This window comes from Streptomyces sp. NPDC104761 (genome assembly GCF_055583445.1).
Window position 1 is genome coordinate 346,714 of the sequence record NZ_JBVJNZ010000007.1, and the last position, 21,931, is coordinate 368,644.

Sequence of the window (21,931 nt, forward strand, 5' to 3'; positions counted from 1 at the left end):
ACACACACGACCAAGAGACAACACACGGGAGTCCCCCCCCCCCCCCCCCCCCCCCCCCCCCTCCCCCTCCCCCCCCCCCCCCCCCCCCCCCCCCCCCCCCCCGGACCAGCTGCCCTGGGCCGTGGCCCCGATCGTCCCGTCGGGCATATCGTTGCAGCAACAGACATATCGGACCTCTTTGACTGGGGGTCGTGATGGTTCAGGAGCTGCTGGTCGCGGTGGTGACGGCGCTGTGCGTCGGCGCGCTGTACCTGGCCGCCGGCGCCCGGGTCGTCAAGCAGTACGAGCAGGGCGTGCTGTTCCGGCTCGGCCGCGTCTCCGGTGACGTGCGGACGCCCGGCTTCAACCTGGTGATCCCGTTCGTGGACCGGCTGCACAAGGTCAACCTGCAGATCGTGACGCTGCCGATCCCGGCCCAGGAGGGCATCACCCGCGACAACGTCACCGTGCGCGTGGACGCGGTCGTCTACTTCCGGGTGGTCGACGCGGTGAGCGCGCTGATCAAGGTCGAGGACTACAAGTTCGCGGTCTCGCAGATGGCCCAGACCTCACTGCGGTCCATCATCGGCAAGAGCGACCTGGACGACCTGCTGTCCAACCGCGAGAAGCTCAACCAGGGCCTGGAGCTGATGATCGACAGCCCGGCCGTGGGCTGGGGCGTGCAGGTGGACCGGGTCGAGATCAAGGATGTGTCCCTGCCGGACACGATGAAGCGCTCGATGGCCCGCCAGGCCGAGGCCGACCGGGAGCGCCGGGCCCGGATCATCAACGCCGACGCCGAACTCCAGGCCTCGAAGAAGCTGGCCGAGGCGGCCCAGCAGATGGCGGACACGCCGTCGGCCCTGCAGCTGCGGCTGCTGCAGACGATCGTCGCGGTGGCCGCCGAGAAGAACTCCACCCTGGTCCTGCCGTTCCCGGTGGAGCTGCTGCGGTTCCTGGAGCGGGCCGGCGGGCAGCAGCCGGGTCCGAACGGCGACGCCCCGGCCGAGATCGACGAGAACACCGTGCGGACGGGGCCGCCGCCCGGGTGACCCGGCGCCGTGCCGCTCGTCGCGCCACACCCGAAAATCCGACATACCGACCTACGTTCGTACGGTGATCCGACTAGCACGCCGTCTTACCGGTACGAGCACCGTATGTGTCGCCCTGGGCGCCGCGCTCGCCGCCTGTGGCACCACCGAGGCCCCGCACCCCGGCCCCCCGGCCCCCGCCAGGGCCTCCTCCTCCGCCACCCCGCCGCCCACGCTCGCCCTCGGGCCCGGCGGTACGGCCCCCGTCTTCACGAACGGCCCGCGCACCCTGGGCAAGACCGTCGCCCTCACCTTCGACGCCGACATGACCGCCGACCAGGGACCGCGCGCGGCCAAGGGCGAGCACTTCGACAACCCGGCGCTGATCGCGACCCTGCGCAGACTGAAGGTGCCGGCCACGATCTTCATGACCGGCCGTTGGGCCGACGAGTACCCGGCCCAGGCCCGTTCGCTCGGCCGCGACCCGCAGTTCGAGGTGGCCAACCACTCCTACAGCCACTACGCGTTCACCGGCGACTGCTATGGCCTGCCGACGGTCGCCGCCGCGAACATGAAGTCGGACGTGGAGCGCGCCTACGCCGCCCTGCTCCGCGCCGGGGTGCCGCACCCGATGCCGTACTTCCGCTTCCCCGGCGGCTGCTACGACCGCCAGGCGCTGCGGGCGGTCGGCACGCTCGGGGTCACCGCGGTGCAGTGGGACGTGGTGAGCGGGGACGCCTTCGCGACGGACGCCGACGCGGTGACCAAGCAGGTGCTGGACGGGGTGAAGCCGGGCTCGGTGGTCGTCATGCACTGCACCCGCAGCGCCGCCCCGACCACCGAGCAGGTGGTACGGACCGTCGTACCGGAACTGCGCAAGCGGGGCTTCCGGTTCGTGAAGGTCTCCGAGCTGATCGGGCAGACGCCGGGCCACCGGTGACCGTCCTACGCTGGAGGCATGAGCGATGAGGGCTACTGCACGACCGACGGGGCCGCGAAGCCGCCGGCGGCGGAGGGACCGCCGTACGCGGAGTGCGTCCTGTGCCGGGAGCCGACGGAGTACCCGGAGTCGTACAAGGGCATCACGTTGTGCCCGCGGTGCGAGTGGCAGGAGGCCCAGCGGACCGCCTGTTCAGGATGAGCGGCGGCCGTTGAGGGCGCAGGCCAGGGTGAAGGCCCGCGCGGTTCCTCCCCCAGCCTTCGGCCGGGGGTGCTCCCAGCGCCCCTTAGGGTGTTCGTGTGAGCGCTCCTTTCCAGGTCACGGCGAACAGCCGGGACGAAGCACCCCAGTTCGTGCTGCCTCTCGTCGTGCGGATAGAGAAGTCGGCTCCCCCGGCCCGCACCGACGCCCTCGAAACCGCCGCCCGGGCCGTGCTGAGCATGCTCAGTGACGCGCGGGCGCTCGGCGACGGGGAGTGGGCGCAGGCCGTTCGGGACTGGGAGGACGCGCGGATCCGGAAGGTCGTGCGGCGGGCTCGGGGGGCCGAGTGGCGGCGGGCCGGGGAGTTGCCCGGGATCACCCTCACGGGGAAGTCGGCCGAGGTACGGGTGTTTCCGCCGGTTCCCCTGGACGGGTGGCCCCGGGACCTGGCGAAACTCCAGGTGTCCGGCACCGAGCTGGACGACCCCGAGCCGCCGGTGGCCGCCGACCGGTCCGCGCCCGTGCTGTGGCTGAACCCGGAGCTGGAGATGTCGGCAGGGAAGGCGATGGCACAGGCCGGGCACGGGGCCCAGCTGGCCTGGTGGGCGCTGTCGCAGGAGGAGCGGGAGGCGTGGCGCGACGCCGGGTTCCCGCTCGCCGTGCGGACCGCCGATCCGGCCGAGTGGCGTGAACTGACGGGCAGCGGGCTGCCGTTGGTACGGGACGCCGGTTTCACCGAGATCGCGCCGGGCAGCTGCACGGTGGTCGCGGATCATCCGGCACTTCACTGACCTGGCGTTTTTTGACTTCCCTGGCAAACTTTGCCGTTTGTTTGAACATCGTCGCCGCCCCGCCCGTACGTCCTGGCACTGAACCAGCGACACGGGGAGGCATCCCTTGCGGCGTTTCAACGGTACGGCCATGATCCTGGCGGCCCTGGCCACCACGCTCGGCGCGCTCGCCTACCCCGTGTGGTCGTACGCCGACCGTTCCGGCACCGGTCAGGCGAACCTGGCGGCGGGGACCGTGGCCACCCAGTGGGGTCCGCTGTCCGCCGCCGACCGCGATCTGATCGTGCGGGTCCGGCTCGCCGGGCTGTGGGAGCTGCCGGCCGGGCAGCAGGCCGTCCAGCGGGCGCCGAGCGCGGAGATCAAGGAGGCCGGCGACCATCTGATCGTCGGCCACACCGACCTGGACCGGCGGGTCCGGATCGTCGCGGGCCAGCTGGGCGTCGAGCTGCCCAACGTGCCGAACGAGCAGCAGCAGGGCTGGCTCCAGGAGATGTCGGCGGCGACCGGCGCGGAGTACGAGTACAAGTTCGTGAACCTGCTGCGGGCCGCGCACGGCAAGATCTTCCCGGCGATCGGGACGGTGCGGAACACCACCCGCAACAGCCTGGTACGGCAGCTGGCCTCGGACGCCAACCAGACCGTGCTGGACCACATCACGATCCTGGAGAAGACCGGGAAGGTCGACTTCGAGGCGATCGCCAACGAGATCGCGGGCACCAGCACCGCCAGCCCGACCGGTCCGCCGGTGCCGGCGCCCGGGGTGGTGGTGCCCTCCGCGCCGGCCGCGCAGGCGAGCGGCGACCTGCGCACCACCTCCCGGCCCTCCCCCGGCGAACCGGGCACGGTGAACACCGCCCGCCCCGACCCGGTGGACAGCCTGGGCGTGCTCGGCGGGTAGCCGCCCGGTCAGCTCCCCGGAGCGCGGCCGCGAACCTCAAATGTTGCTCTGAAGCGGCAGAGGACACGGTTCGCGGCCGCGCTCCGGGGCCATACCCCCGTCATCGGGAACAGGTCGGAGCAGGAGGGGGACGGCCATGACCCTGGAGCGGCTGGGCACGGGCATCGGCTGGCGGCCGGAGATCGCGGACGCGGTGGAACGCATGCCGGGCATCGACTGGGTCGAGGTCGTGGCCGAGAACACCTGTCCCGGCCACCTCCCCGAGTCGCTGCGGCGGCTGCGCGAGCGCGGGGTGACGGTCGTGCCGCACGGTGTCTCGCTGGGGCTGGGCGGCGCGGACCGCCCGGACGAGGACCGGCTCACCGCGCTCGCCGAGCGGGTGGCGGCGCTGGGTTCGCCGCTGGTCACCGAGCACATCGCGTTCGTCCGCGCGGGCGGCCCGCGCACGGCCTCGCCGGTCCTGGAGGCGGGCCACCTGCTCCCCGTCCCCCGCACCCGGGACGCCCTCGACGTGCTCTGCGAGAACGTCCGCATCGCCCAGGCCGCGCTGCCTGTGCCGCTCGCGGTCGAGAACATCGCCGCGATCGTCTCGTGGCCGGGCGAGGAGATGACCGAGGGGCAGTTCCTGTACGACCTCGCGGACCGCACCGGGGTACGGCTGCTGATCGACGTGGCGAACCTGCACACCAACCACGTCAACCGGGGCGAGGACCCGGCCAAGGCGCTCGCCGGACTTCCCGTCGAGGCGATCGCCTACGTCCACGTCGCGGGCGGCTTCGAGCGGGACGGCGTCTGGCACGACAGCCACGCCCACCCGGTGCCCCCGGCGGTCCTGGACATCCTGACCGGCCTCGCGTCCCGGGTCACGCCGCCCGGTGTGCTGCTGGAGCGGGACGAGAACTTCCCGGAACCGGCCGAGCTGGAGCGGGAGCTGGCGGCGATCCGGACGGCGGTCGCGGCCGGGGGTGCGGTGGCCGGCGGCCCGTGGGAGCCCTCGCCGGCGGCTCCCGCCTCCGACATCCCCGACGCCGTCCGGGAGCGGGTCGGGCTCGCGCAGACCGCGATGCTGTCGTCGCTGGTCGCCGGGACGCCGGTGCCGGAGGGGTTCGACCGGGCGCGGATGGGGGTGCAGGCGCGGGCGCTGGCGGCGAAGCGGGCGGACGTGGTGGCGAAGATCGCACCGGAACTGCCGGAGATTCTGGGCGCCGGGTACCGGGCGGCGTTCCTCGCGTACGCGCAGGAGCGGCCGATGACGGGCGGCTACCGGCGGGACGCCCTGGAGTTCGCGGGCGCGCTGCTGCGGGCCGGGGGCGGTTCCTCTCATCGGCGGCTGGAGCAGTGGTGGCTGGAGCGGGCGGGAGCGGCACCTCGGCGGTCGCTGACGCGGAGGGTGCTGCTAAGGCGCGGCTAGTGCCCCGGGGGGGGTGGGGACGCTCACCGGCGCTTGCCGGGTGCCGCTGCGCCCACCCGTGCCGCCCCAGCGGCACGATTGCCCGCAGCTGGGTAACTGAGACAGGGGCGGCTGGACAGCGGCCCGTAAGGGGCACGGGGAACTGCGCGACCAGCCACGAAGCACCTGCGGCCGACCGACCGACGGCACCCCCGCGGCGACCCCTCGGTAATATGCCAACCCCGCACGGCGAAGCCCCACCGTGCGGTGCAGGAGGCATCATGCGCGCGCGACCCCGACCCCCCGTCCAGGGACGAGGCATATTCAGCGGTACCGGGCTGATCATCATCTGTCTCGCGGCGACCCTCGCCGCCCTGGTGTTCCCGATCTGGTCGTACGCCGACCGTTCCGACCCGACCGGCTCGGTGAACGTGCTCAGCGCCCAGACCGTGTCGACGGCCTACGGCCCGCTGTCCGCGCAGGACCGGGACTTCATCGTGAAGGTCCGCCTCGCCGGGCTCTGGGAGCTGCCGGCCGGGGAGATGGCGGAGCAGAAGGGCACCACGGCCGCCGTACGGACGGCCGGGCAGCACCTCGTCGACGGGCACACCTCCCTCGACGCCCACGTCCGCACCGTCGCCGGCCGGCTCGGCGTGCCGATCCCGAACGCGCCGAACGTCCAGCAGCAGCAGTGGCTCGCCACCCTGAACGCCTCGCAGGGGCAGGACTTCGACCGGGAGTTCGCGAACATCGTGCGGCTGGCGCACGGCCGGGTCTTCTCCGTGGTCGCCCAGGTCCGCGCCGCCACCCAGAACAGCCTGGTGCGCGATCTCGCCGACGACGCCAACAGCACCGTCCTGGACCACATCAAGGTCCTGGAGGCGACCGGCTACGTCGACTTCGGCACGCTGGCCCAGCAGTTGGCCGCCACGCCCTCCCCCGTGGCCTCGCCGCCCGTCGTCGCCCCGGCGGACGCGACCCCGATCGCACCCGGGCCGACATCGGCGCCGTCCCCGACGTACACGCTGCCGCCCGCCACCGCCAGCCCGCAGACGGCTGTCCGGAACCCCTGACCTGCACGGAAAACGGAACGTCACATACCTACAACACTCGGTCCGGAATGTGAACAGGGCATGGCGGAGGCCAGGACCCTGGCATAGAAACGTGTCATGTTCTGGGTCCTTCTCCTGCTCCTGGCCTGGGCCGTCGCCGGCACCGCCTGCACCCGGCTGTGCCTGGCCGCCGTACGGACGGCGGCCGTCGACGCGGACGCGGGCCACGGACACGATCTGACGCTGTACGAGGCCGCGTTCCTGTCCGGCGGGCCCGCGCGGGTCGCCGATGTGACGCTGGTGTCCATGGCCAGGCAACGGCGGCTGCTGCTCGCCCACACCGGCTGGGCGACCGTCGTGGACCCGTGGGGGCGGGACGAGATGGAACGGTCGGTGATAGGGGCCATCGGGCCCGAGGGACAGTCCCGGATAGCGCCGGTGCGCTCGGCGGCGGCCGACACGGACGCCGTGCGCAGTCTCGGCGAGGAGCTGGTGCGGGCGGGGCTCGCGGTGCCCGACGCGGCCGCGCGGACGACGGTCGCCTCCGGTGTCCGGCAGGTCCGGGCCGCCGCGCTGGCGATCCTCGGGCTCGCCGTCGTCGCGCTCACGCTGCCCGCTCCGACCGAGATGCCGCGCGACCTGGTCGCCGTCTGGTTCGCGCTGCCCCTCACCCTGACGCTGAGCTGCCTGGCCATCGCCCGGGTCGAGGCGCACCCGTACTCACGCTGGGCCTCGCCGGCCGGCCAGCGGCTGCTCGGTACGCTGCACCGGCGGGCGAACCGCGCGGCCGACGACCACTCGCGGCTGGCCTCCGTCGCCGTCCGGGGCATCCGCGCGATCGGCGAACCGGAGCTGCGTGCGGCCTTCGCACACCGGGACCAGCTGCCGCGGGAGTGAGCGGGGGCGCATAGGGGGCATTGCGCCGACACCGGCCCGATGGTGCTTGCCTTCGCCGACAACCGGTCGAAATATCCCTTTTATTGCTGCCGTGCAGTCGCTGCGGTGCCCTTGCCGCCACGCCACCGCAGCCGTTGCACCGAAGGGATACGCATGAGAGCCCCCGCCCTGTACTCGGCCGCCGGGTCCCTGATCCTGACCGCCCTGGCCGCCGCCCCGGCCGGGAGCGCCCCCCGCGTCCCGCACACGGCGGCGGCCGAACTGCACGGCACCGCCGTGGCCGCCGCGCGGGCGCACGCCGCGGGCATCGCCTTCGGCAGGTGCGCCGCCGACCTGGAGGCGCCGGACAGCGTCCGGTGCGGCACGGTGAGCGTCCCGCTGGACTACGCGCACCCGGACGGCAAGCAGATCAGACTCACCGTCAGCCGGGTGGTGGCCACCCACAAGGACCCGCACAACAGCAAGCGCCGGGTCCCCCGGCAGGGTGTCCTGGTCTACAACCCGGGCGGACCCGGCGCCTCCGGCATGCTGTTCCCGATGGTCGGCGCGCAGCCCGAGTGGAAGCGCATCGCCGCCGCCTACGACCTGGTCGGCTACGCCCCGCGCGGCGTCGACCGTTCCGCCCCGCTGTCCTGCGTCGACCCCAAGCACTTCTACAGGGCGCCCTCGCAGTCGCCGGCCCACCCCTCGGAGGCGTACAAGAAGGCCCGGATCAAGGAGGCGAAGGCGTACGCCCAAGGCTGCCTGAAGCGCTCCGGGAGCAGGCTGCGCCACTACACCTCGCTCAACAACGCCCGCGACCTGGACGTGCTGCGCGCGGCGCTCGGCGAGAACCGGCTGACCTTCATGGGCGCCTCGTACGGCACCTACTTCGGCGCGCTGTACGCGACCCTCTTCCCCTCGCACGTGCGGCGGATGGTGCTGGACTCGGCGGTGAACCCGGACCCGTCGCAGGTCTGGTACCGGGACAACCTGGAGCAGTCGGCCGCGTTCGAGAGCCGCTGGGCGGACTTCCGCGAGTGGATCGCCAGGAACGACGCCGTCTACAAGCTCGGGAACACGGCGGCGAAGGTGCAGGCGAGTTACGACAGGGCGAGCAGGCGGCTGGCCAAGAAGGCGGCCGGCGGGAAGGTCGGGCCCGGCCAGCTGCAGGGCGCGTTCCTGTCGGCCGGGTACTACGACGACTTCTGGCCGAGCCGGGCGCAGGCGCTGTCGAAGTTCCTGCACGGGGACGCCAAACCCCTGGTCCGGCTGGCGGCACCGGCGGCGGAGACGGCCGCCGAGGCGGAGAACGGCAACGCGGTCTACACGGCCGTCGAGTGCAACGACGCGTCCTGGCCGGCGAAGTGGGCGACCTGGAACCGGGACAACACCCGGCTCGCGCGCGTGGCACCCTTCGAGACCTGGGACAACGCCTTCATGAACCTGCCGTGCGCCTACTGGCCGGTGCCCCGGCAGCAGCCGCTGGACGTGCGCACGGGCCCCGGTGAGCTGCCGCCGACGCTCATCCTGCAGGCCGAACGGGACGCGGCCACGCCGTACGCGGGCGCGCTGGAGATGAACCGGCGGCTGTCCGACTCGGTGCTGGTGACCGAGCGGGACGCGGGCACGCACGGCATCGGCGGCGGCCCCAACAAGTGCGTGAACGGCTACCTGGAGGCCTACCTGCTGGAGGGCCGGCTCCCGCAGCGGCACGCCTCGTGCGCGGGGCACGCGGAGCCGAAGGCGAGCGCGCCGGCCGACCATGCCCGGCGGAAGAACCTGCGGGACTCCCTGAAGGGCAAGACCGGCCGGCACTGACGAGCGTCAGGCGAGGCCCGCGACCAGGTCGGCCACCGACTTGCGGCGCCCGGTGTAGAACGGGACCTCCTCGCGGACGTGCCGGCGGGCCTCGGAACCGCGCAGGTGACGCATGAGGTCGACGATGCGGTACAGCTCGTCGGCCTCGAAGGCCAGCACCCACTCGTAGTCGCCGAGCGAGAAGGATGCGACCGTGTTGGCGCGCACGTCCGGGTAGCCGCGGGCCATCTTGCCGTGGTCGGCGAGCATCCGGCGGCGGTCCTCGTCGGGCAGCAGGTACCAGTCGTACGAGCGCACGAACGGGTACACGCTGACGTAGTTGCGGGGGGTCTCGTCGGCGAGGAACGCCGGGATGTGCGAGCGGTTGAACTCGGCGGGGCGGTGCAGCGCCATGTTCGACCACACCGGCGTGAGCGCGCGGCCCAGCTTCGTGCGGCGGAACAGGTTGTACGCCTCCTGGAGCTGGTCGCTGGTCTCGGCGTGCCACCAGATCATCAGGTCGGCGTCGGCGCGCAGCCCGGAGACGTCGTAGGTGCCGCGGACGGTCACGTCCTTGGCGGCGAGCTGGTCGAACAGCTCCTGGACCTCGTCGGCGTAGCCCGCGCGGTCCTCGGGCAGCACGTCCTTCAGCTTGAAGACCGACCACAGGGTGTAGCGGATGACCTCGTTGAGGTCCTTGGCCAGCTTGCCCTTGTTCGGGATCCTGCCGGACTCGGTGGTGGAGGCGTCGTCACTCATGGTCCCTATTCTCCCGCTCCCCCGTGCAGGCTCTGCACCGGGTTGGCCGTCAGCTCCTCGACGCCCCTGAGGTCGCCCGCCAGCTGGTCCACCGCCGCGTACGCGCTCGCGATGCAGGCGGGGATGCCGACACCGTCGTACTGCGCGCCGCACACCGCGAGACCCGGGAGCTTGGCGACGTGCTCGCGGATGCGGGCCACGCGCGCGTGGTGGCCGACCGGGTACTGGGGCAGGCCGTCGGTCCAGCGGGTGACGCGGGTGGCGACGGGGGTGGCGTCGGCGCCGGTGGCCGCGCGCAGGTCGTGCCGGGAGAGGTCGACGAGCTCGCGGTCCTCACGGCCGAGGACCGCGGTCTCGCCGTACCGGCCGACCGAGGTGCGCAGGACGACGGTGTCCGGGTCCTCGTCGGCGATCCAGCCCCACTTCTGGGAGGCGAAGGTGGACGCCTTGATGGTGCGGCCGTCCACGGGCGGGACGAGGAAGCCGCTGCCGGCGGGGAGGTCCAGCTCCGCGCGGCGGTAGGCGAGGGTGATCAGGGCCATCGAGGCGTACTCGACGGCGCCCAGCTCGGCCGCGGCGGCGGGTGCCTCGGCCCGCAGCAGGCCGGCGGCCACCGGCGCCGGTACGGCGACGACCACGGCGTCGGCGTGCAGCTCGCGGTCGGCCGTGGTGATCCGCCAGCCCCGGGGTTCCCTGCGCAGTCCGGTCACGGGCGTGCCGGTGCGGATCTCGCCGCCGCGGGCCCGGACCGACTCGGCGACCGCGAGCGGCAGGGTGCCGACGCCGCCCTCGATGCCCATGAAGACCGGTCCGCCCTGCTGGTTGGCCGCCGCCCTTGCCTGGATCTCGCGGACGGCCTCCGTCAGCGAGTGGTGGGTCCGCGCGGCCTGGTAGAGCTGGGGGACCGCGGAGCGCATCGAGATGCGGTACGCGTCGCCCGCGTAGACCCCGCCGAGCAGGGGCTCGACCAGCCGGTCGACGACCTCACGGCCGAGGCGCGCGGCCACGTACTCCCCCACCGCCACGTCGTCGCCGACCTCGGTGCGGGGCAGGTCGGCGTCGCGCTCGATGCGGGCGAGGCCCTCGTCGGAGAGGACGCCGGACAGCGCGGCGGCGGTGCCGGGAACGCCCATGACGTGGCCCTTGGGCATGGGGCGCAGGGCGCTCCGGGTCCAGATGGCGGCCGTGGCGGTGGCGGGGGCCTGCAGCCGCTCGCCGAGCCCCGCCGCGCCGGCCAGGGCGACCGCCTCGGGCCTGCGGGCCAGCATCGACTCGGCGCCCAGGTCGACCCGCACGCCGGCGATCTCGCCGGGCAGCAGCTTGCCGCCGACTCTCTCCGAGGCCTCGAGGACGGTCACGCGTGCGCCCCGCTCCAGCAGCCGGTGCGCCGCGGCCAGCCCCGCGATCCCGGCTCCGATGACGACGACCTGGCCCGTGCCCGTACCCGTTGCGCTCATGGCCTCACTCTCTCAGACCGCACCGACACCCCGGCCCCGGCCCGGTGACCCGTACGCGTCCGGACCGTGACCGCACCGGGACCGTCGGCCCCCGAACGTCCCGCCCCGCCCCGGCGTCGAAGTCGCGTCAGTCGTCACCACCCCCGGGGGGAACCATGCGCCATCCCGTACGACCCGCCCTCGCCGGCCTCCTGCTCGCCGCCGCGCTCGTCCTCACCGGGTGCGGTGCGAACGACACCGCCGACGGCGGCTCCGCGAGCGATGCCAAGGCCGGCGCGAACCCCGCTGCCCAGGAGGCGGCGGGCTCGGCAGGTGCCAAGGACAGCGGCAGCGGGACCGGCAGGACCACGCCCGACCTCACGGCGAACCGGATCATCCGCACCGCCTCCCTGACCGTGCAGGTCAAGGACGTGCCGAAGGCCCTCGACGCGGCCCGCACCACGGCCGAGGACGCCGGCGGCTACGTCGGCAACGAGACGACCACCCGGGATTCCGGGGGCCGCGAACGCACGCGCGTGGTCCTCCGGGTGCCCACCGGGAAGTACGACGAGGTGCTCGGCGACCTCCAGGGCGCGGGCAAGCTGATCGACCGCACCGCGAAGGCGCAGGACGTCACCGACCAGGTGGTCGACGTGGACAGCCGGGTCAGGTCGCAGCGGGCCAGCGTGGCCCGGATCCGGGAGCTGATGGACCGGGCGGCCAAGCTCAGTGACGTGGTCACCCTGGAAGGGGAGCTGAGCAGCCGGGAGGCCGACCTGGAGTCGCTGCTCGCCCAGCAGGCGTCCCTGAGGGACCGCACGAGCATGGCCACGATCACGCTGTCCCTGACCCCGACGCCGGTTCACCAGGCCGCGAAGGACGACTCGCCGGGGTTCGTGGACGCCGTGTCCGGCGGCTGGCACGTCTTCGTCACCATGCTGCGCTGGATCGTCCTGGCCCTGGGCGCGGCCCTGCCGTTCGCGGCGCTGGCGGCCGTGGCGGCCCTGCTGTGGTGGAAGCTCGTGCACAGGCGCCGTACCCCCGCGCAGCCCGGCAGCGAGACCTGAGCGAGCCCGAAATGCCCCCGCCCCGTAGCGTGTTCGCATGAGCATGAACGGTGGGCGGGAACGACTGGTCGTGATCGGCGGTGACGCCGCGGGCATGTCCGCGGCGTCCCAGGCGCGTCGGCTGCGGGGACCGGACGAGCTGGAGATCGTGGCCTTCGAGCGCGGCCACTTCACCTCCTACTCGGCGTGCGGGATCCCGTACTGGGTCGGCGGCGACGTCGGGGAGCGGGACGAGCTGATCGCCCGCTCGCCGGAGGAGCACCGGGCCCGCGCGATCGACCTCCGGATGCGCACCGAGGTCACCGAGATCGACGTGGCCGGGAAGCGGGTACGCGCGCGTGACGTCGACTCCGGCGCCGAGTCATGGACGCCGTACGACAAGCTCGTCATCGGGACCGGCGCCCGCCCGATCCGCCCCGACATGCCGGGCGCGGACGCGCCGGGGGTGCACGGCGTGCAGACCCTGGACGACGGCCAGGCCCTCCTCGACACGCTGGCACGCACGCGTGGCCGCCGGGCCGTGGTGGTCGGCGCCGGCTACATCGGCGTCGAGATGGCCGAGGCGCTGATCAACCGGGGCTACGAGGTGACCGTCGTCAACCGCGGCAGCGAGCCGATGTCCACGCTCGACCCCGACATGGGCCGCCTGGTCCACCAGGCCATGGAGGGCCTCGGCATCACCATGGTCAACGACACCGAGGTCACCAAACTGCTCACCGGCCAGGACGGCCGGGTGCGCGCGGTGGCCACGGAGCACGCCGAGTACCCGGCGGACGTGGTGATCCTGGGCATCGGCGTCCGCCCGGAGACCGGCCTCGCCCGGGCCGCGGGCCTGCCCGTCGGGCAGCACGGCGGCCTGCTCACCGACCTCGCGATGCGGGTGCGCGGGCACGAGGACATCTGGGCGGGCGGCGACTGCGTGGAGGTCCTGAACCTGGTCTCGGGCCAGGAGCAGTACATCCCGCTGGGCACCCACGCCAACAAGCACGGCCAGGTCATCGGCACCAACGTGGGCGGCGGCTACGCCACGTTCCCGGGTGTCGTCGGCACGGCGGTGAGCAAGGTCTGCGACCTGGAGATCGCCCGCACCGGCCTGCGCGAGAAGGACGCCCTCCGGGTGGGCCTGCAGTTCGAGGCGGTCACCATCGAGTCCACGAGCCGCGCCGGGTACTACCCCGGCGCCAGCCCCATGACGGTCAAGATGCTCGCCGAACGCCGCACGGGCCGCCTGCTCGGCGTCCAGATCGTCGGCCGGGAGGGCGCGGGCAAACGGGTCGACATCGCGGCGGTCGCCCTCACGGCCAACATGACGGTGGAACAGATGACGGCCCTGGACCTCGGCTACGCACCACCGTTCTCACCGGTGTGGGACCCCGTGCTGGTAGCAGCACGCAAGGCCACGGCAAAGGTGCGAGCCGTCTGAAGGGGCGCCAAGGACACCCGCCTGAAGGGGCGCGGGGAACTGCGCGACCAGCCCCCACGCACCCGCACTCCGCAACGCGTCCTAGGCCGTCCCGCTGATCCGGGGCAGCGAAGTGACCCCCGCCCCACCCGGCGCAGCCACGGCAGCAGGCTGCTCGGCCCCCGGCCGCGCATGCGCTGCCGCGGGCCGCGTCGACCGCAGCCGGTTGCTCACCGCCTCGTCCAGCGTCACCGGCCGCTGCATCTGCGCGGCGAGCCGCCCCGCCTCCTGGCCGAGCCGTGCCACGTCCTCCCAGGGCAGCCGTACGACAAGGGAGATCTCGGCCTCACCGTCGGGCAGGGCCTGCATGGGAGGGAATGCCTGGGGAGTAACCCGCTCGTTCATCGCCTGTTCCTCACGTCGCCTGAACCTCACGTCGGTCGCAAGGACATACGGACGCGCGCGTGACGACGTTCACCGGGGCTCCCCGCGCATCGAGCGCCCCCGCCCTGGGCACTAGTCAGCTGTGGTCATCCCCGTTCATGACGTGAACCCGGTGCGTCGCACGCCGTACGTGACGTACGCGCTGATCGCGGCGAACGTGATCGTCTTCCTGTTCACGCCCGGCATAGCAGGCTCCGTGGCCGGCGGCAGCGATCTGGCGCAGCTGTGCCATCTGCAGGCTTTCATGGACCACTACGCGGCGGTCCCGCGGGAGCTGATCCACCATCAGATGCCGCAGGTGGTCCCGACCGGCCAGGTGGGCGTCGGCCGCAGCGGCCCCGGCTGTGTCGTCGGGCCGCCCGGCTACGACAAGTCGCCCGCGCTGTCGGTCTTCACGGCGATGTTCCTGCACGGCAGCTGGCTGCACCTGCTGGGCAACATGCTGTTCCTGCTGATCTTCGGCAACAACGTCGAGGACCGGATGGGCCACATCCGCTTCTTCCTCTTCTACGTCTTCTGCGGCTACGCGGCCGGCTACGGCTTCGCACTCCTCAACGCCTCGTCGGGCGACCCGCTGATCGGCGCGTCCGGCGCGATCGCCGGTGTCCTCGGCGCGTATCTGGTCCTCTACCCGAGGGCCAGGGTCTGGGTGCTGGTCCCGTTCCTGGTCTTCCTGCCGCTGCGGCTGCCGGCCTGGCTGGTGCTGGGCTTCTGGTTCGTGCTCCAGGCCGTCTACTCGTCCGGCGAGGGCGTCTCGGACGCCGGGACCGTGGCGTACGCGGCGCACATCGTCGGCTTCCTGGTCGGCATGGTGCTCGCCTGGCCGCTCAAGCCGGGCACACCCCCGCCGCCGGAGCCGCGCGGCCTGCTGTTCGGCAGGCGGGCCCGGCCCCGGCACGGCTGGTAGCGGACGGGGTCAGCGCTCGCTCTCGGTGTGGACGAACTCGACGAGGCGGGTCAGCGCGTCGGGGTCGGTGGACGGCATCACGCCGTGGCCCAGGTTGAAGACGTGGCCCTCGAGACCGGCGGCCGCGTCGAGGACCTCGCGCGCCTTGGTCTCCACCGCGTCCTTGCCGGCGAACAGGACGGTCGGGTCGAGGTTGCCCTGGAGCGCCTTGCCGGGGCCGACGCGGCGGGCGGCCTCGTCGAGCGGGACCCGGTAGTCGACGCCGACCACGTCCGCACCGGCCTCGCCCATGAGCCGCAGCAGCTCGCCGGTGCCGACGCCGAAGTGGATGCGCGGGACGCCGTACCCGGCGACGGCGTCGAAGACCTTCGCGGAGGCGGGCAGCACCGAGCGCCGGTAGTCGGCGGGGGCCAGCGCACCGGCCCAGGAGTCGAAGAGCTGGACGGCGGAGGCGCCGGCCTCGATCTGCACCTTGAGGAACGCGCCCGTGATGTCGGCGAGGCGGTCGAGCAGGTCGGCCCAGAGCTCCGGGTCGCCGTACATCATCGCCTTGGCGTTCTCGTACGTCCGCGAGGGGCCGCCCTCGACGAGGTAGCTCGCGAGGGTGAAGGGGGCGCCGGCGAAGCCGATCAGCGGGGTCGGGCCGAGCTCGGCGGTGAGCAGGCCGACGGCCTCGGTGACGTACCAGACGTCCTCGGGGGTGAGGTCGCGGAGCTGGGCGAGGTCGGCGCGGGTGCGGATCGGGTGCGCGACGACCGGGCCGACGCCGGGCTTGATGTCGAGGTCGACGCCGATGGCCTTGAGCGGGACGACGATGTCGCTGAAGTAGATCGCCGCGTCCACGTGGTGCCGGCGGACCGGCTGGAGGGTGATCTCGGCGACCAGCTCGGGCCGCGTGCACGACTCCAGCATCGGGATGCCCTCGCGCACCTTGTGGTACTCCGGCAGCGAGCGGCCGGCCTGGCGCATGAACCACACGGGGGTGTGCGGCACGGGTTCACGCCTGCACGCCTTCAGGAAGGCACTGTCGTACGTCGCTGTCGGCTGATGGCCCGCGGGGCTTCCGTTCGCACTCACGACGGCAAGTCTCGCACGCCCCGGAACCCGGGTCCGCGCCGCCCTTACATGGTCCTTAGGTGGTGTCTCTCCCTGCGCGAAGGCGTCGTTCCCCTTACTCTTCCCCGCATGGCTGCGGCTCAGGGACGACTGTCGGACGGCGCTGGCGGGATGGGCGAGGGGAAGGACAACGGGGAGGACGAAGGGCATACCGGGAGTACGGCGCCAGCGGTTCCGCCGGCCTTCCGGGCCGCGGTCGACGCGCTGCGCGGTGCCCGGCTGCGCCCGCAGGTCGAGGTGGAGCCGACGCCCGCCCCGCAGCGTCTCGCCCCGTTCGCGTACGCCGTGGAGGCCGCGGTGGTCGACGGCGAGCAGGATCTCGCCGACGGGCGGCTCGTACTGCTGCACGACCCGGCCGGGCACGAGGCCTGGCACGGCACGTTCCGGCTGGTCACACTGATCCGCGCGGAGCTGGAGCCGGAGATGGCGGCCGATCCGCTGCTGCCGGACGTCTGCTGGGCGTGGCTGACCGGCGCGCTCCAGGCGCGCGGCCTGTCGTACGGCGAGCCGAGCGGGACCGTGACGCGCGCCAGTTCGCACTACTTCGGCGGGCTGTCCGCGCGCCCCGCCGCCTCGCAGATCGAGATCCGGGCGTCATGGACGCCCCGGGAGGGCCGCGCCGGCGTCCCGGACACCGCCGCCCACCTCGCCTCCTGGTGCGATCTGCTGGCACAGGTGGCGGGTCTGCCGCCGGCCGCCCCCGGCGACGCCTCGGTGGTCACGCTGCCGCAGCGCCGCGACCCGCAGGCGCGCTGAGCCGCACCGTCACGGCCGGGGACCCGTCCACCCGGGTCCCGCCGAATCACCCTGTCCACCCGAGTCCCGTCGACTCACCCTTCATTGACCATCCCTTTGTCGATACGGCCACTTTCTGTCCCGTACGGCAACGGCCCGAACCGATTCGATCTTCGGATGATCGATCGCGTGTCCGAATTGCACGTATTGTTACTCACCAGATCGTGATCATTCTCTAAAGGCGGACGGGTTTGGTGCCGAAGACGACTGTGACCTTGAAAGCACGGTTCGTCCCGGCTTTTTCCCCACAAGCCGGCCCCGTCCCCCACCCCAGGAGGCCTGGTGTCCGTTCTCCTAGAGCAGCCCGCAAGCCTGGTCGCCTACCGCCCGAACAAGCCCACCGCCATGGTGGTCGTGGCCGATCCGCGCGTCCGCTCCACCGTCACCCGCCACCTGTGGGCGCTCGGTGTGCGCGACGTCATCGAGGCCTCGTCCATCGCGGAGGCTCGTCCCCGCATCGGCAACCCCCGCGACATCTGCGTCGCCGACGTCCACCTCCCCGACGGCTCCGGCCTGACCCTGCTGTCCGAGACCCGCGCGGCGGGCTGGCCCAACGGCCTCGCCCTGTCCGCCGCCGACGACATCGGCGCCGTGCGCAACGCCCTGGCCGGCGGCGTCAAGGGCTACGTCGTCACCGGCACCCGCACCAACATCGGGCTCCCCACCCGACCCGGTGCCGCCCCGATGGGCTCCGCCGCCCGTATGCACCGCCGCCCCCCGGGTGCCCCGAGCCACCCGGGCGGCTACCGCGAGCTCTCCGGCCGTGAGGTCGAGGTGCTCCGGCTGGTCGCCGAAGGCCAGTCGAACAAGGCGATCGGTGTCTCGATGGGGCTGTCCGCCCTGACCGTCAAGAGCCACCTCGCCCGCATCGCCCGCAAGCTCGGCACGGGCGACCGCGCCGGGATGGTCGCCGTGGCCCTGCGCACCGGCATCATCCACTGACCGATCCGTCTCCGCCGGCCTGCCACTGGCTGCGCCCACCACCGATGGCCCACCAGCGGCGGCCGACCGTCCACGGCCGGACCCGCCGCCGGCCCGGCGTCACCCCGTAACCTGTTGTCCCCCGTTCGTGGACCTGATCTTTCACCGGCCTGACTGGTTTACGACCCTCCGGCGCCCGTCGACGGAACGTTCCGTCGACGGGCGCCGTCCACACACAGATACCCTTGACATGTGACGGACGCCCAAGACACCGCAGCAGACAGTTCACTGCGCACCACCGGGGGCACTCCTCCGGACGACGCCGGATCTTCTGTGACGGGGGCGCCGGTCCCTTTGCTGGAGCCCCGTGAGGGCATTCCGCCGGTGGTCGTGGACGAGGCCGCGCTGGCCGGCGTGATCGCCGCGTTCGCCGCCGGCTCCGGACCCGTCGCGGTCGACGCCGAGCGCGCCTCCGGCTACCGCTACGGCCAGCGCGCCTACCTCGTCCAGCTGCGCCGCGAGGGCGCCGGAACCGCGCTGATCGATCCCGTCGCCTGCCCCGACCTGTCCGGCCTCGGCGAAGCGCTGGCCGGCGTCGAGTGGGTGCTGCACGCGGCCACCCAGGACCTGCCCTGCCTGCGCGAGATAGGCATGACGCCCAGCAGCCTCTTCGACACCGAGCTGGCCGGCCGGCTCGCCGGGTTCCCCCGGGTCGGGCTGGGCGCGATGGTCGAGGGCGTCCTCGGCTTCGTGCTCGAAAAGGGCCACTCCGCCGTGGACTGGTCGACCCGGCCGCTGCCCGAGCCCTGGCTGCGGTACGCGGCGCTGGACGTCGAACTGCTCGTCGACCTGCGGGACGCCCTGGAGAAGGAGCTGGACCGGCAGGGGAAGCTGGAGTGGGCGCGGCAGGAGTTCGACGCGATCGCGGCCGCGCCACCGGCCGAGCCGCGCAAGGACCCCTGGCGCCGCACGTCGGGAATGCACAAGGTGCGCCGGCGCCGGCAGCTGGCGGTGGTACGTGAGCTCTGGCAGACCCGGGACCGGATCGCGCAGAAGCGGGACGTGTCACCGGGCAAGGTGCTCAGTGACGTGGCGATCGTGGAGGCCGCGCTGGCGCTGCCGGCCAACGTGCACGCCCTCGCGGGGCTGAACGGCTACGGCCACCGGATGGGGCGGCGGCAGCTGGAGCAGTGGCAGGCGGCGGTGGACCGCGCCAGGGCGCTGCCGGACGCCGCGCTGCCGCAGCCGGGACAGCCCGTCACGGGGCCGCCGCCGCCCCGGGCGTGGGCGGACAAGGACCCCGCCGCGGCGGCACGCCTGTCGGCGGCCCGGGCCGCGGTCTCGGCGCTGGCCGAGCAGCTCACCATGCCGCAGGAGAACCTCATCGCGCCGGACACCGTGCGCAGGCTCTGCTGGGAGCCGCCGCAGGTGGTCGACGCGGAGACCGTGGGGGCCGCACTGGTGGGATACGGCGCCCGCCCCTGGCAGGTGGAGCAGGTGACACCGGTGCTGGTGGCGGCGCTGTCCGCCTAGGCGGGCGGGCGGCGTCCGGCGCCGGCGGCCGTTCCGCCCCGCTCACTCGCCCCCGGGCTGTTCCGACGGTTCGCCCTGCGGCGGTTCCGGCTCCGCCTCGTCGGCCGGGCCTTCGAGGAACTCGGTGTAGAGGTGCCTGCCCCGGTGCGCGGAGAAGTCGATCTCGGGCAGGAGGTCCGGAACCGCGATCGCGGTCAGCAGGTTGCGGTACATGCGGGAGATCCGCGCTTCGACATTCCGCATGTGCCGGTCGAGGGTGTTCGAGACGAGCACCACTCCGGCCCAGTTCCCCGCGATCTGACAGGCCTGCTCCTCGACGTCGACGAAGGCTTTCAGCTCACCGCGTCGCCGCGCTTCCGTGAGCTGTTCCGTATTGAATGCGACCCAGTCCGGCCACGGAGTTCCGTAGGTCTCCGGCGCACTGCTGTGGAACGACAGCTGCAAAGCGGCCCGAAGGGCGTTCTCCCGTGAGATCCGGTAGGCCAGGATCATTCCGATGTCGACCACTTCCTGGAGCATGATCCGCTGTTCCCGCAGGCCGTCCATGGTCAGCGTGTCGTGCATGATGGCCGTCGCCACTTCGATCTTTCCGCCCGGGAAATGCCGGTAGAAGGCCCCTTTGCTGGTCCGTGCGGCGGTGATGAGGTCGCCGACCGACATGCCTTCGTAGCTGTCCTTCACGAAAAGCGCGCCGGCGGTGTCGAGGATTCGCTTCCTGGTGTCGATGGCGCGTTGTTGCTGACGTCGCGGCCTGCGCGGGTTGCTCATTCGATCTCGCCTTCGAGGCCCATCGACGGGTTCATGACCGAACGGGCATTGTCCGGGAAAGCTGCGCACGCCATTCGGAACTCGCCTTCGCGTACGCGCTGATCAGCGTCCCGATACTACCGCGGAGGCCGGATCGGACGAGAGGTTCTCGGGATGGTGGAAAACCGCTCCGACCCCCGTCGCCCGTAGCGGTGGGCACCGGCCGCGACCAGCGCTCGCTTGACGTGACCGTGCCAGGGTTCCAGACTGGCGGCATCAGAACAGACCAACCGGTCCCTTCTAGCCGGGAGACCGGCTCGACAGAACAGACATCACGCCTCTTCGGCTGGCCGACCGGTCCGGACAACCACCTTCCACGTCCGTCGGATTGCCCGGTATTGCAAGGAAGCGAGGGCCTGTCCAACAGGAGCAGGCCACCACAAGGGAGAAGCAGAGCAGAAGAGACCACTCGGTCCAAACGGGTTCGGCATCGCGGAGCCGGGGCGGTCGGCCCGGCCCGGTACGGCAGTGCCCTTTCAGACACTTTCACCGGCCGGGCGGCAGGCCGCACCCCGGCCCCGCCCGCGCCGACATCCGCTCGGGAGACCGCCGTCATGACCACCGCCCTTTCCGCCGCCGCGACCGTGTCAGGGGCCGATCCAGCCGTCGGCGCCGCGGCGGTGGTCGCACCGTACGAGGGCGGCGGACCGTGTCCGCGGGCCTTCGCCCGGCACGGCTGGCGGACCGTCGCCGTCCTTCCGGAGCACCGGCTGCGCCCGCCGGCGTACCGGAACGCGGCGCCGCCCGCCGGGTACGGCGGCACGGTCGTGCACCGGGGGCTGCGGCAGACGGTCAAGGCGCTGCGGGCGCTGGAGGTGTCGGCCGTCGTCGCGGGCGGGACCGGGGGCATCGAGCTGGCCGAGCGGATCGCCTGGCAGCTCGGCCTCCCCGGACCCGATCCGGCGTCCTCCTCGCTGAGGTACGACCGCGGCGCCCAGGCGGCCCGGCTGGCCCGGCTGGGGATCCCGGCGCCGCGGGGCATCCGTACCGCGTGCCCGGCCGAGGCCGCGGCCTGGGCACGGTCGCACCCCGCGGCCGGCTACCTGCTCGCCCCGGCAGCCGCCGGAACCCCGGTCGACGAGGTGGAATGCGCCGACGTGGGCCGCCTCGACACGGCCTGGCCCGCGCTGTGGCACGCGGCCGCCCGGCACTCCGGCAGCCCGCACCTGGTCCTGACCGAGCTGCCCGGTCGCCGCCGGTACACGGCCGGCACCGTCACCCGCCCCGGCCCGGACGGACGGCCCGAGCACGTCGTCACCCGGCTGCGGTCGGACCCGCCCGCCGGGCCGCGCACGCCGGGCGGCCCGTCCGCGCAGGCCCTCGCGGGCTACACGGTCCGGGTGCTCGACGCGCTCGGCGTGGTCCGCGGTCCGGCCACCGTCCACCTCGCGTACGACGACACGGCCGGCCGCGGGCCGCTGCTGGTCTGCGCGCTCGCGGCACCCCTCATGACACGGACCGACGACCGTCCGGATGCCTGCACCACCCTCTGAGAGGAGCCCCTGTGCCCACGTCACCCGCGCACCGGTCCCGGCCCGCCCGTACCCGGCGGTCGCTGACCGGCAATGCCCGCATCTTCGAACTGGGCACGCCGCACACCGAGCCGTCCACGCGCCGGCCGTCCACCGGCCCCGTGACGCGCGCCGTACCGGTCCGCGGGTCCGATGCGGCTGGTCGCGCGGTTCCTCGCGCCCCTGCCGGGGCGCTGCGGCGCGGTCCCCTTGCCATGTGACCTTCGCCGCTCCCCCCTCCAGGACTGGGCAGTCACGTTACTCATAAGTAGCAT

Annotated in this window: 21 protein-coding genes; 16 read left to right on the top strand and 5 right to left on the bottom strand. The window is 73.0% G+C overall.

From position 1 onward, the window contains the following. Positions 1–194: 194 nt before the first annotated feature. The 9 genes from ACZ63F_RS21475 to ACZ63F_RS21515 all read left to right on the top strand — a co-directional run bounded on the left by ACZ63F_RS21475 (position 195) and on the right by ACZ63F_RS21515 (position 8,979). Positions 195–1,031 (top strand): slipin family protein, encoded by an 837-nt coding sequence (locus tag ACZ63F_RS21475; protein ID WP_390644544.1) that lies wholly within the window; start codon positions 195–197, stop codon positions 1,029–1,031. A 64-nt stretch (positions 1,032–1,095) separates the two neighbouring features. Further along, positions 1,096–1,950, top strand: coding sequence for a polysaccharide deacetylase family protein (locus ACZ63F_RS21480; RefSeq protein ID WP_469712953.1), 855 nt, complete (start codon positions 1,096–1,098; stop codon positions 1,948–1,950). An 18-nt stretch (positions 1,951–1,968) separates the two neighbouring features. Continuing rightward, positions 1,969–2,151 (top strand): hypothetical protein, encoded by a 183-nt coding sequence (locus ACZ63F_RS21485; protein WP_469712955.1) that lies wholly within the window; start codon positions 1,969–1,971, stop codon positions 2,149–2,151. Between the two features lie 98 nt (positions 2,152–2,249). Further along, positions 2,250–2,942: a peptidyl-tRNA hydrolase gene (locus ACZ63F_RS21490; RefSeq protein WP_469712957.1), complete on the top strand. Its 693-nt coding sequence runs from the start codon at positions 2,250–2,252 to the stop codon at positions 2,940–2,942. A 106-nt stretch (positions 2,943–3,048) separates the two neighbouring features. Further along, positions 3,049–3,840, top strand: coding sequence for a DUF4142 domain-containing protein (locus tag ACZ63F_RS21495; protein WP_469712958.1), 792 nt, complete (start codon positions 3,049–3,051; stop codon positions 3,838–3,840). A 142-nt stretch (positions 3,841–3,982) separates the two neighbouring features. After that, positions 3,983–5,251 carry an MbnB/TglH/ChrH family RiPP precursor modification enzyme gene (locus tag ACZ63F_RS21500; protein ID WP_469713088.1) on the top strand — a complete coding sequence of 423 codons (1,269 nt, stop codon included), beginning with the start codon at positions 3,983–3,985 and terminating at the stop codon, positions 5,249–5,251. Positions 5,252–5,511: 260 nt separating this feature from the next. Continuing rightward, a complete protein-coding gene (locus ACZ63F_RS21505) occupies positions 5,512–6,303 on the top strand; it encodes a DUF4142 domain-containing protein (RefSeq protein WP_469712960.1) in 792 nt (263 codons plus the stop codon). Positions 6,304–6,399: 96 nt separating this feature from the next. Then, positions 6,400–7,179, top strand: coding sequence for a TIGR04222 domain-containing membrane protein (locus ACZ63F_RS21510; protein ID WP_469712961.1), 780 nt, complete (start codon positions 6,400–6,402; stop codon positions 7,177–7,179). Positions 7,180–7,332: 153 nt separating this feature from the next. After that, positions 7,333–8,979: an alpha/beta hydrolase gene (locus ACZ63F_RS21515; RefSeq protein WP_469712962.1), complete on the top strand. Its 1,647-nt coding sequence runs from the start codon at positions 7,333–7,335 to the stop codon at positions 8,977–8,979. A gap of 6 nt (positions 8,980–8,985) precedes the next feature. On the opposite strand, the gene hemQ is transcribed toward ACZ63F_RS21515, so the two are convergent. After that, the gene (hemQ, locus tag ACZ63F_RS21520) at positions 8,986–9,717 is read right to left on the bottom strand and encodes a hydrogen peroxide-dependent heme synthase (RefSeq protein WP_093498516.1); all 732 of its coding nucleotides are present in this window, start codon (positions 9,715–9,717) and stop codon (positions 8,986–8,988) included. A gap of 5 nt (positions 9,718–9,722) precedes the next feature. Continuing rightward, positions 9,723–11,174 (bottom strand): protoporphyrinogen oxidase, encoded by a 1,452-nt coding sequence (gene hemG, locus ACZ63F_RS21525; RefSeq protein WP_469712964.1) that lies wholly within the window; start codon positions 11,172–11,174, stop codon positions 9,723–9,725. A gap of 155 nt (positions 11,175–11,329) precedes the next feature. On the opposite strand from hemG, the gene ACZ63F_RS21530 reads away from it, so the two are divergent. Then, a complete protein-coding gene (locus tag ACZ63F_RS21530) occupies positions 11,330–12,220 on the top strand; it encodes a DUF4349 domain-containing protein (RefSeq protein ID WP_469712966.1) in 891 nt (296 codons plus the stop codon). A gap of 37 nt (positions 12,221–12,257) precedes the next feature. Further along, positions 12,258–13,643, top strand: coding sequence for an FAD-dependent oxidoreductase (locus tag ACZ63F_RS21535; RefSeq protein WP_469712967.1), 1,386 nt, complete (start codon positions 12,258–12,260; stop codon positions 13,641–13,643). A gap of 81 nt (positions 13,644–13,724) precedes the next feature. On the opposite strand, the gene ACZ63F_RS21540 is transcribed toward ACZ63F_RS21535, so the two are convergent. After that, complete coding sequence (locus ACZ63F_RS21540; protein WP_352359833.1) at positions 13,725–14,027, bottom strand: hypothetical protein; 303 nt, start codon at positions 14,025–14,027, stop codon at positions 13,725–13,727. A gap of 121 nt (positions 14,028–14,148) precedes the next feature. On the opposite strand from ACZ63F_RS21540, the gene ACZ63F_RS21545 reads away from it, so the two are divergent. Then, the gene (locus tag ACZ63F_RS21545; protein ID WP_352359835.1) at positions 14,149–14,973 is read left to right on the top strand and encodes a rhomboid family intramembrane serine protease; all 825 of its coding nucleotides are present in this window, start codon (positions 14,149–14,151) and stop codon (positions 14,971–14,973) included. 9 nt (positions 14,974–14,982) lie between these two features. On the opposite strand, the gene hemE is transcribed toward ACZ63F_RS21545, so the two are convergent. Further along, on the bottom strand, positions 14,983–16,050 hold the full coding sequence (hemE, locus tag ACZ63F_RS21550; RefSeq protein ID WP_469712970.1) for a uroporphyrinogen decarboxylase: 1,068 nt from the start codon (positions 16,048–16,050) through the stop codon (positions 14,983–14,985). A gap of 108 nt (positions 16,051–16,158) precedes the next feature. Between hemE and ACZ63F_RS21555 the strand changes: the two genes are divergently transcribed. The 3 genes from ACZ63F_RS21555 to ACZ63F_RS21565 all read left to right on the top strand — a co-directional run bounded on the left by ACZ63F_RS21555 (position 16,159) and on the right by ACZ63F_RS21565 (position 19,338). After that, on the top strand, positions 16,159–16,845 hold the full coding sequence (locus ACZ63F_RS21555; RefSeq protein ID WP_469712971.1) for a DUF3000 domain-containing protein: 687 nt from the start codon (positions 16,159–16,161) through the stop codon (positions 16,843–16,845). 321 nt (positions 16,846–17,166) lie between these two features. Then, complete coding sequence (locus tag ACZ63F_RS21560) at positions 17,167–17,826, top strand: helix-turn-helix transcriptional regulator (protein WP_093498522.1); 660 nt, start codon at positions 17,167–17,169, stop codon at positions 17,824–17,826. 231 nt (positions 17,827–18,057) lie between these two features. Next, on the top strand, positions 18,058–19,338 hold the full coding sequence (locus ACZ63F_RS21565) for an HRDC domain-containing protein (RefSeq protein ID WP_469712973.1): 1,281 nt from the start codon (positions 18,058–18,060) through the stop codon (positions 19,336–19,338). A 42-nt stretch (positions 19,339–19,380) separates the two neighbouring features. On the opposite strand, the gene ACZ63F_RS21570 is transcribed toward ACZ63F_RS21565, so the two are convergent. Next, the gene (locus ACZ63F_RS21570; protein WP_469712975.1) at positions 19,381–20,106 is read right to left on the bottom strand and encodes a TetR family transcriptional regulator; all 726 of its coding nucleotides are present in this window, start codon (positions 20,104–20,106) and stop codon (positions 19,381–19,383) included. Between the two features lie 593 nt (positions 20,107–20,699). Here ACZ63F_RS21570 and ACZ63F_RS21575 point away from each other — a divergent pair. Then, the gene (locus ACZ63F_RS21575; RefSeq protein WP_469712976.1) at positions 20,700–21,638 is read left to right on the top strand and encodes a hypothetical protein; all 939 of its coding nucleotides are present in this window, start codon (positions 20,700–20,702) and stop codon (positions 21,636–21,638) included. Positions 21,639–21,931: the final 293 nt, after the last annotated feature.

Excerpts from the sequence above, each read along its gene's own strand:
- ACZ63F_RS21575 (WP_469712976.1), top strand. The coding sequence starts at position 20,700 with ATGACCACCGCCCTTTCCGCCGCCGCGACCGTGTCAGGGGCCGATCCA.
- ACZ63F_RS21570 (WP_469712975.1), bottom strand. The coding sequence starts at position 20,106 with ATGAGCAACCCGCGCAGGCCGCGACGTCAGCAACAACGCGCCATCGAC.
- ACZ63F_RS21535 (WP_469712967.1), top strand. The coding sequence starts at position 12,258 with ATGAGCATGAACGGTGGGCGGGAACGACTGGTCGTGATCGGCGGTGAC.
- ACZ63F_RS21485 (WP_469712955.1), top strand. The coding sequence starts at position 1,969 with ATGAGCGATGAGGGCTACTGCACGACCGACGGGGCCGCGAAGCCGCCG.
- ACZ63F_RS21530 (WP_469712966.1), top strand. The coding sequence starts at position 11,330 with ATGCGCCATCCCGTACGACCCGCCCTCGCCGGCCTCCTGCTCGCCGCC.
- ACZ63F_RS21475 (WP_390644544.1), top strand. The coding sequence starts at position 195 with ATGGTTCAGGAGCTGCTGGTCGCGGTGGTGACGGCGCTGTGCGTCGGC.
- hemG (WP_469712964.1), bottom strand. The coding sequence starts at position 11,174 with ATGAGCGCAACGGGTACGGGCACGGGCCAGGTCGTCGTCATCGGAGCC.
- ACZ63F_RS21510 (WP_469712961.1), top strand. The coding sequence starts at position 6,400 with ATGTTCTGGGTCCTTCTCCTGCTCCTGGCCTGGGCCGTCGCCGGCACC.
- ACZ63F_RS21505 (WP_469712960.1), top strand. The coding sequence starts at position 5,512 with ATGCGCGCGCGACCCCGACCCCCCGTCCAGGGACGAGGCATATTCAGC.
- ACZ63F_RS21515 (WP_469712962.1), top strand. The coding sequence starts at position 7,333 with ATGAGAGCCCCCGCCCTGTACTCGGCCGCCGGGTCCCTGATCCTGACC.
- ACZ63F_RS21540 (WP_352359833.1), bottom strand. The coding sequence starts at position 14,027 with ATGAACGAGCGGGTTACTCCCCAGGCATTCCCTCCCATGCAGGCCCTG.
- hemQ (WP_093498516.1), bottom strand. The coding sequence starts at position 9,717 with ATGAGTGACGACGCCTCCACCACCGAGTCCGGCAGGATCCCGAACAAG.
- ACZ63F_RS21555 (WP_469712971.1), top strand. The coding sequence starts at position 16,159 with ATGGCTGCGGCTCAGGGACGACTGTCGGACGGCGCTGGCGGGATGGGC.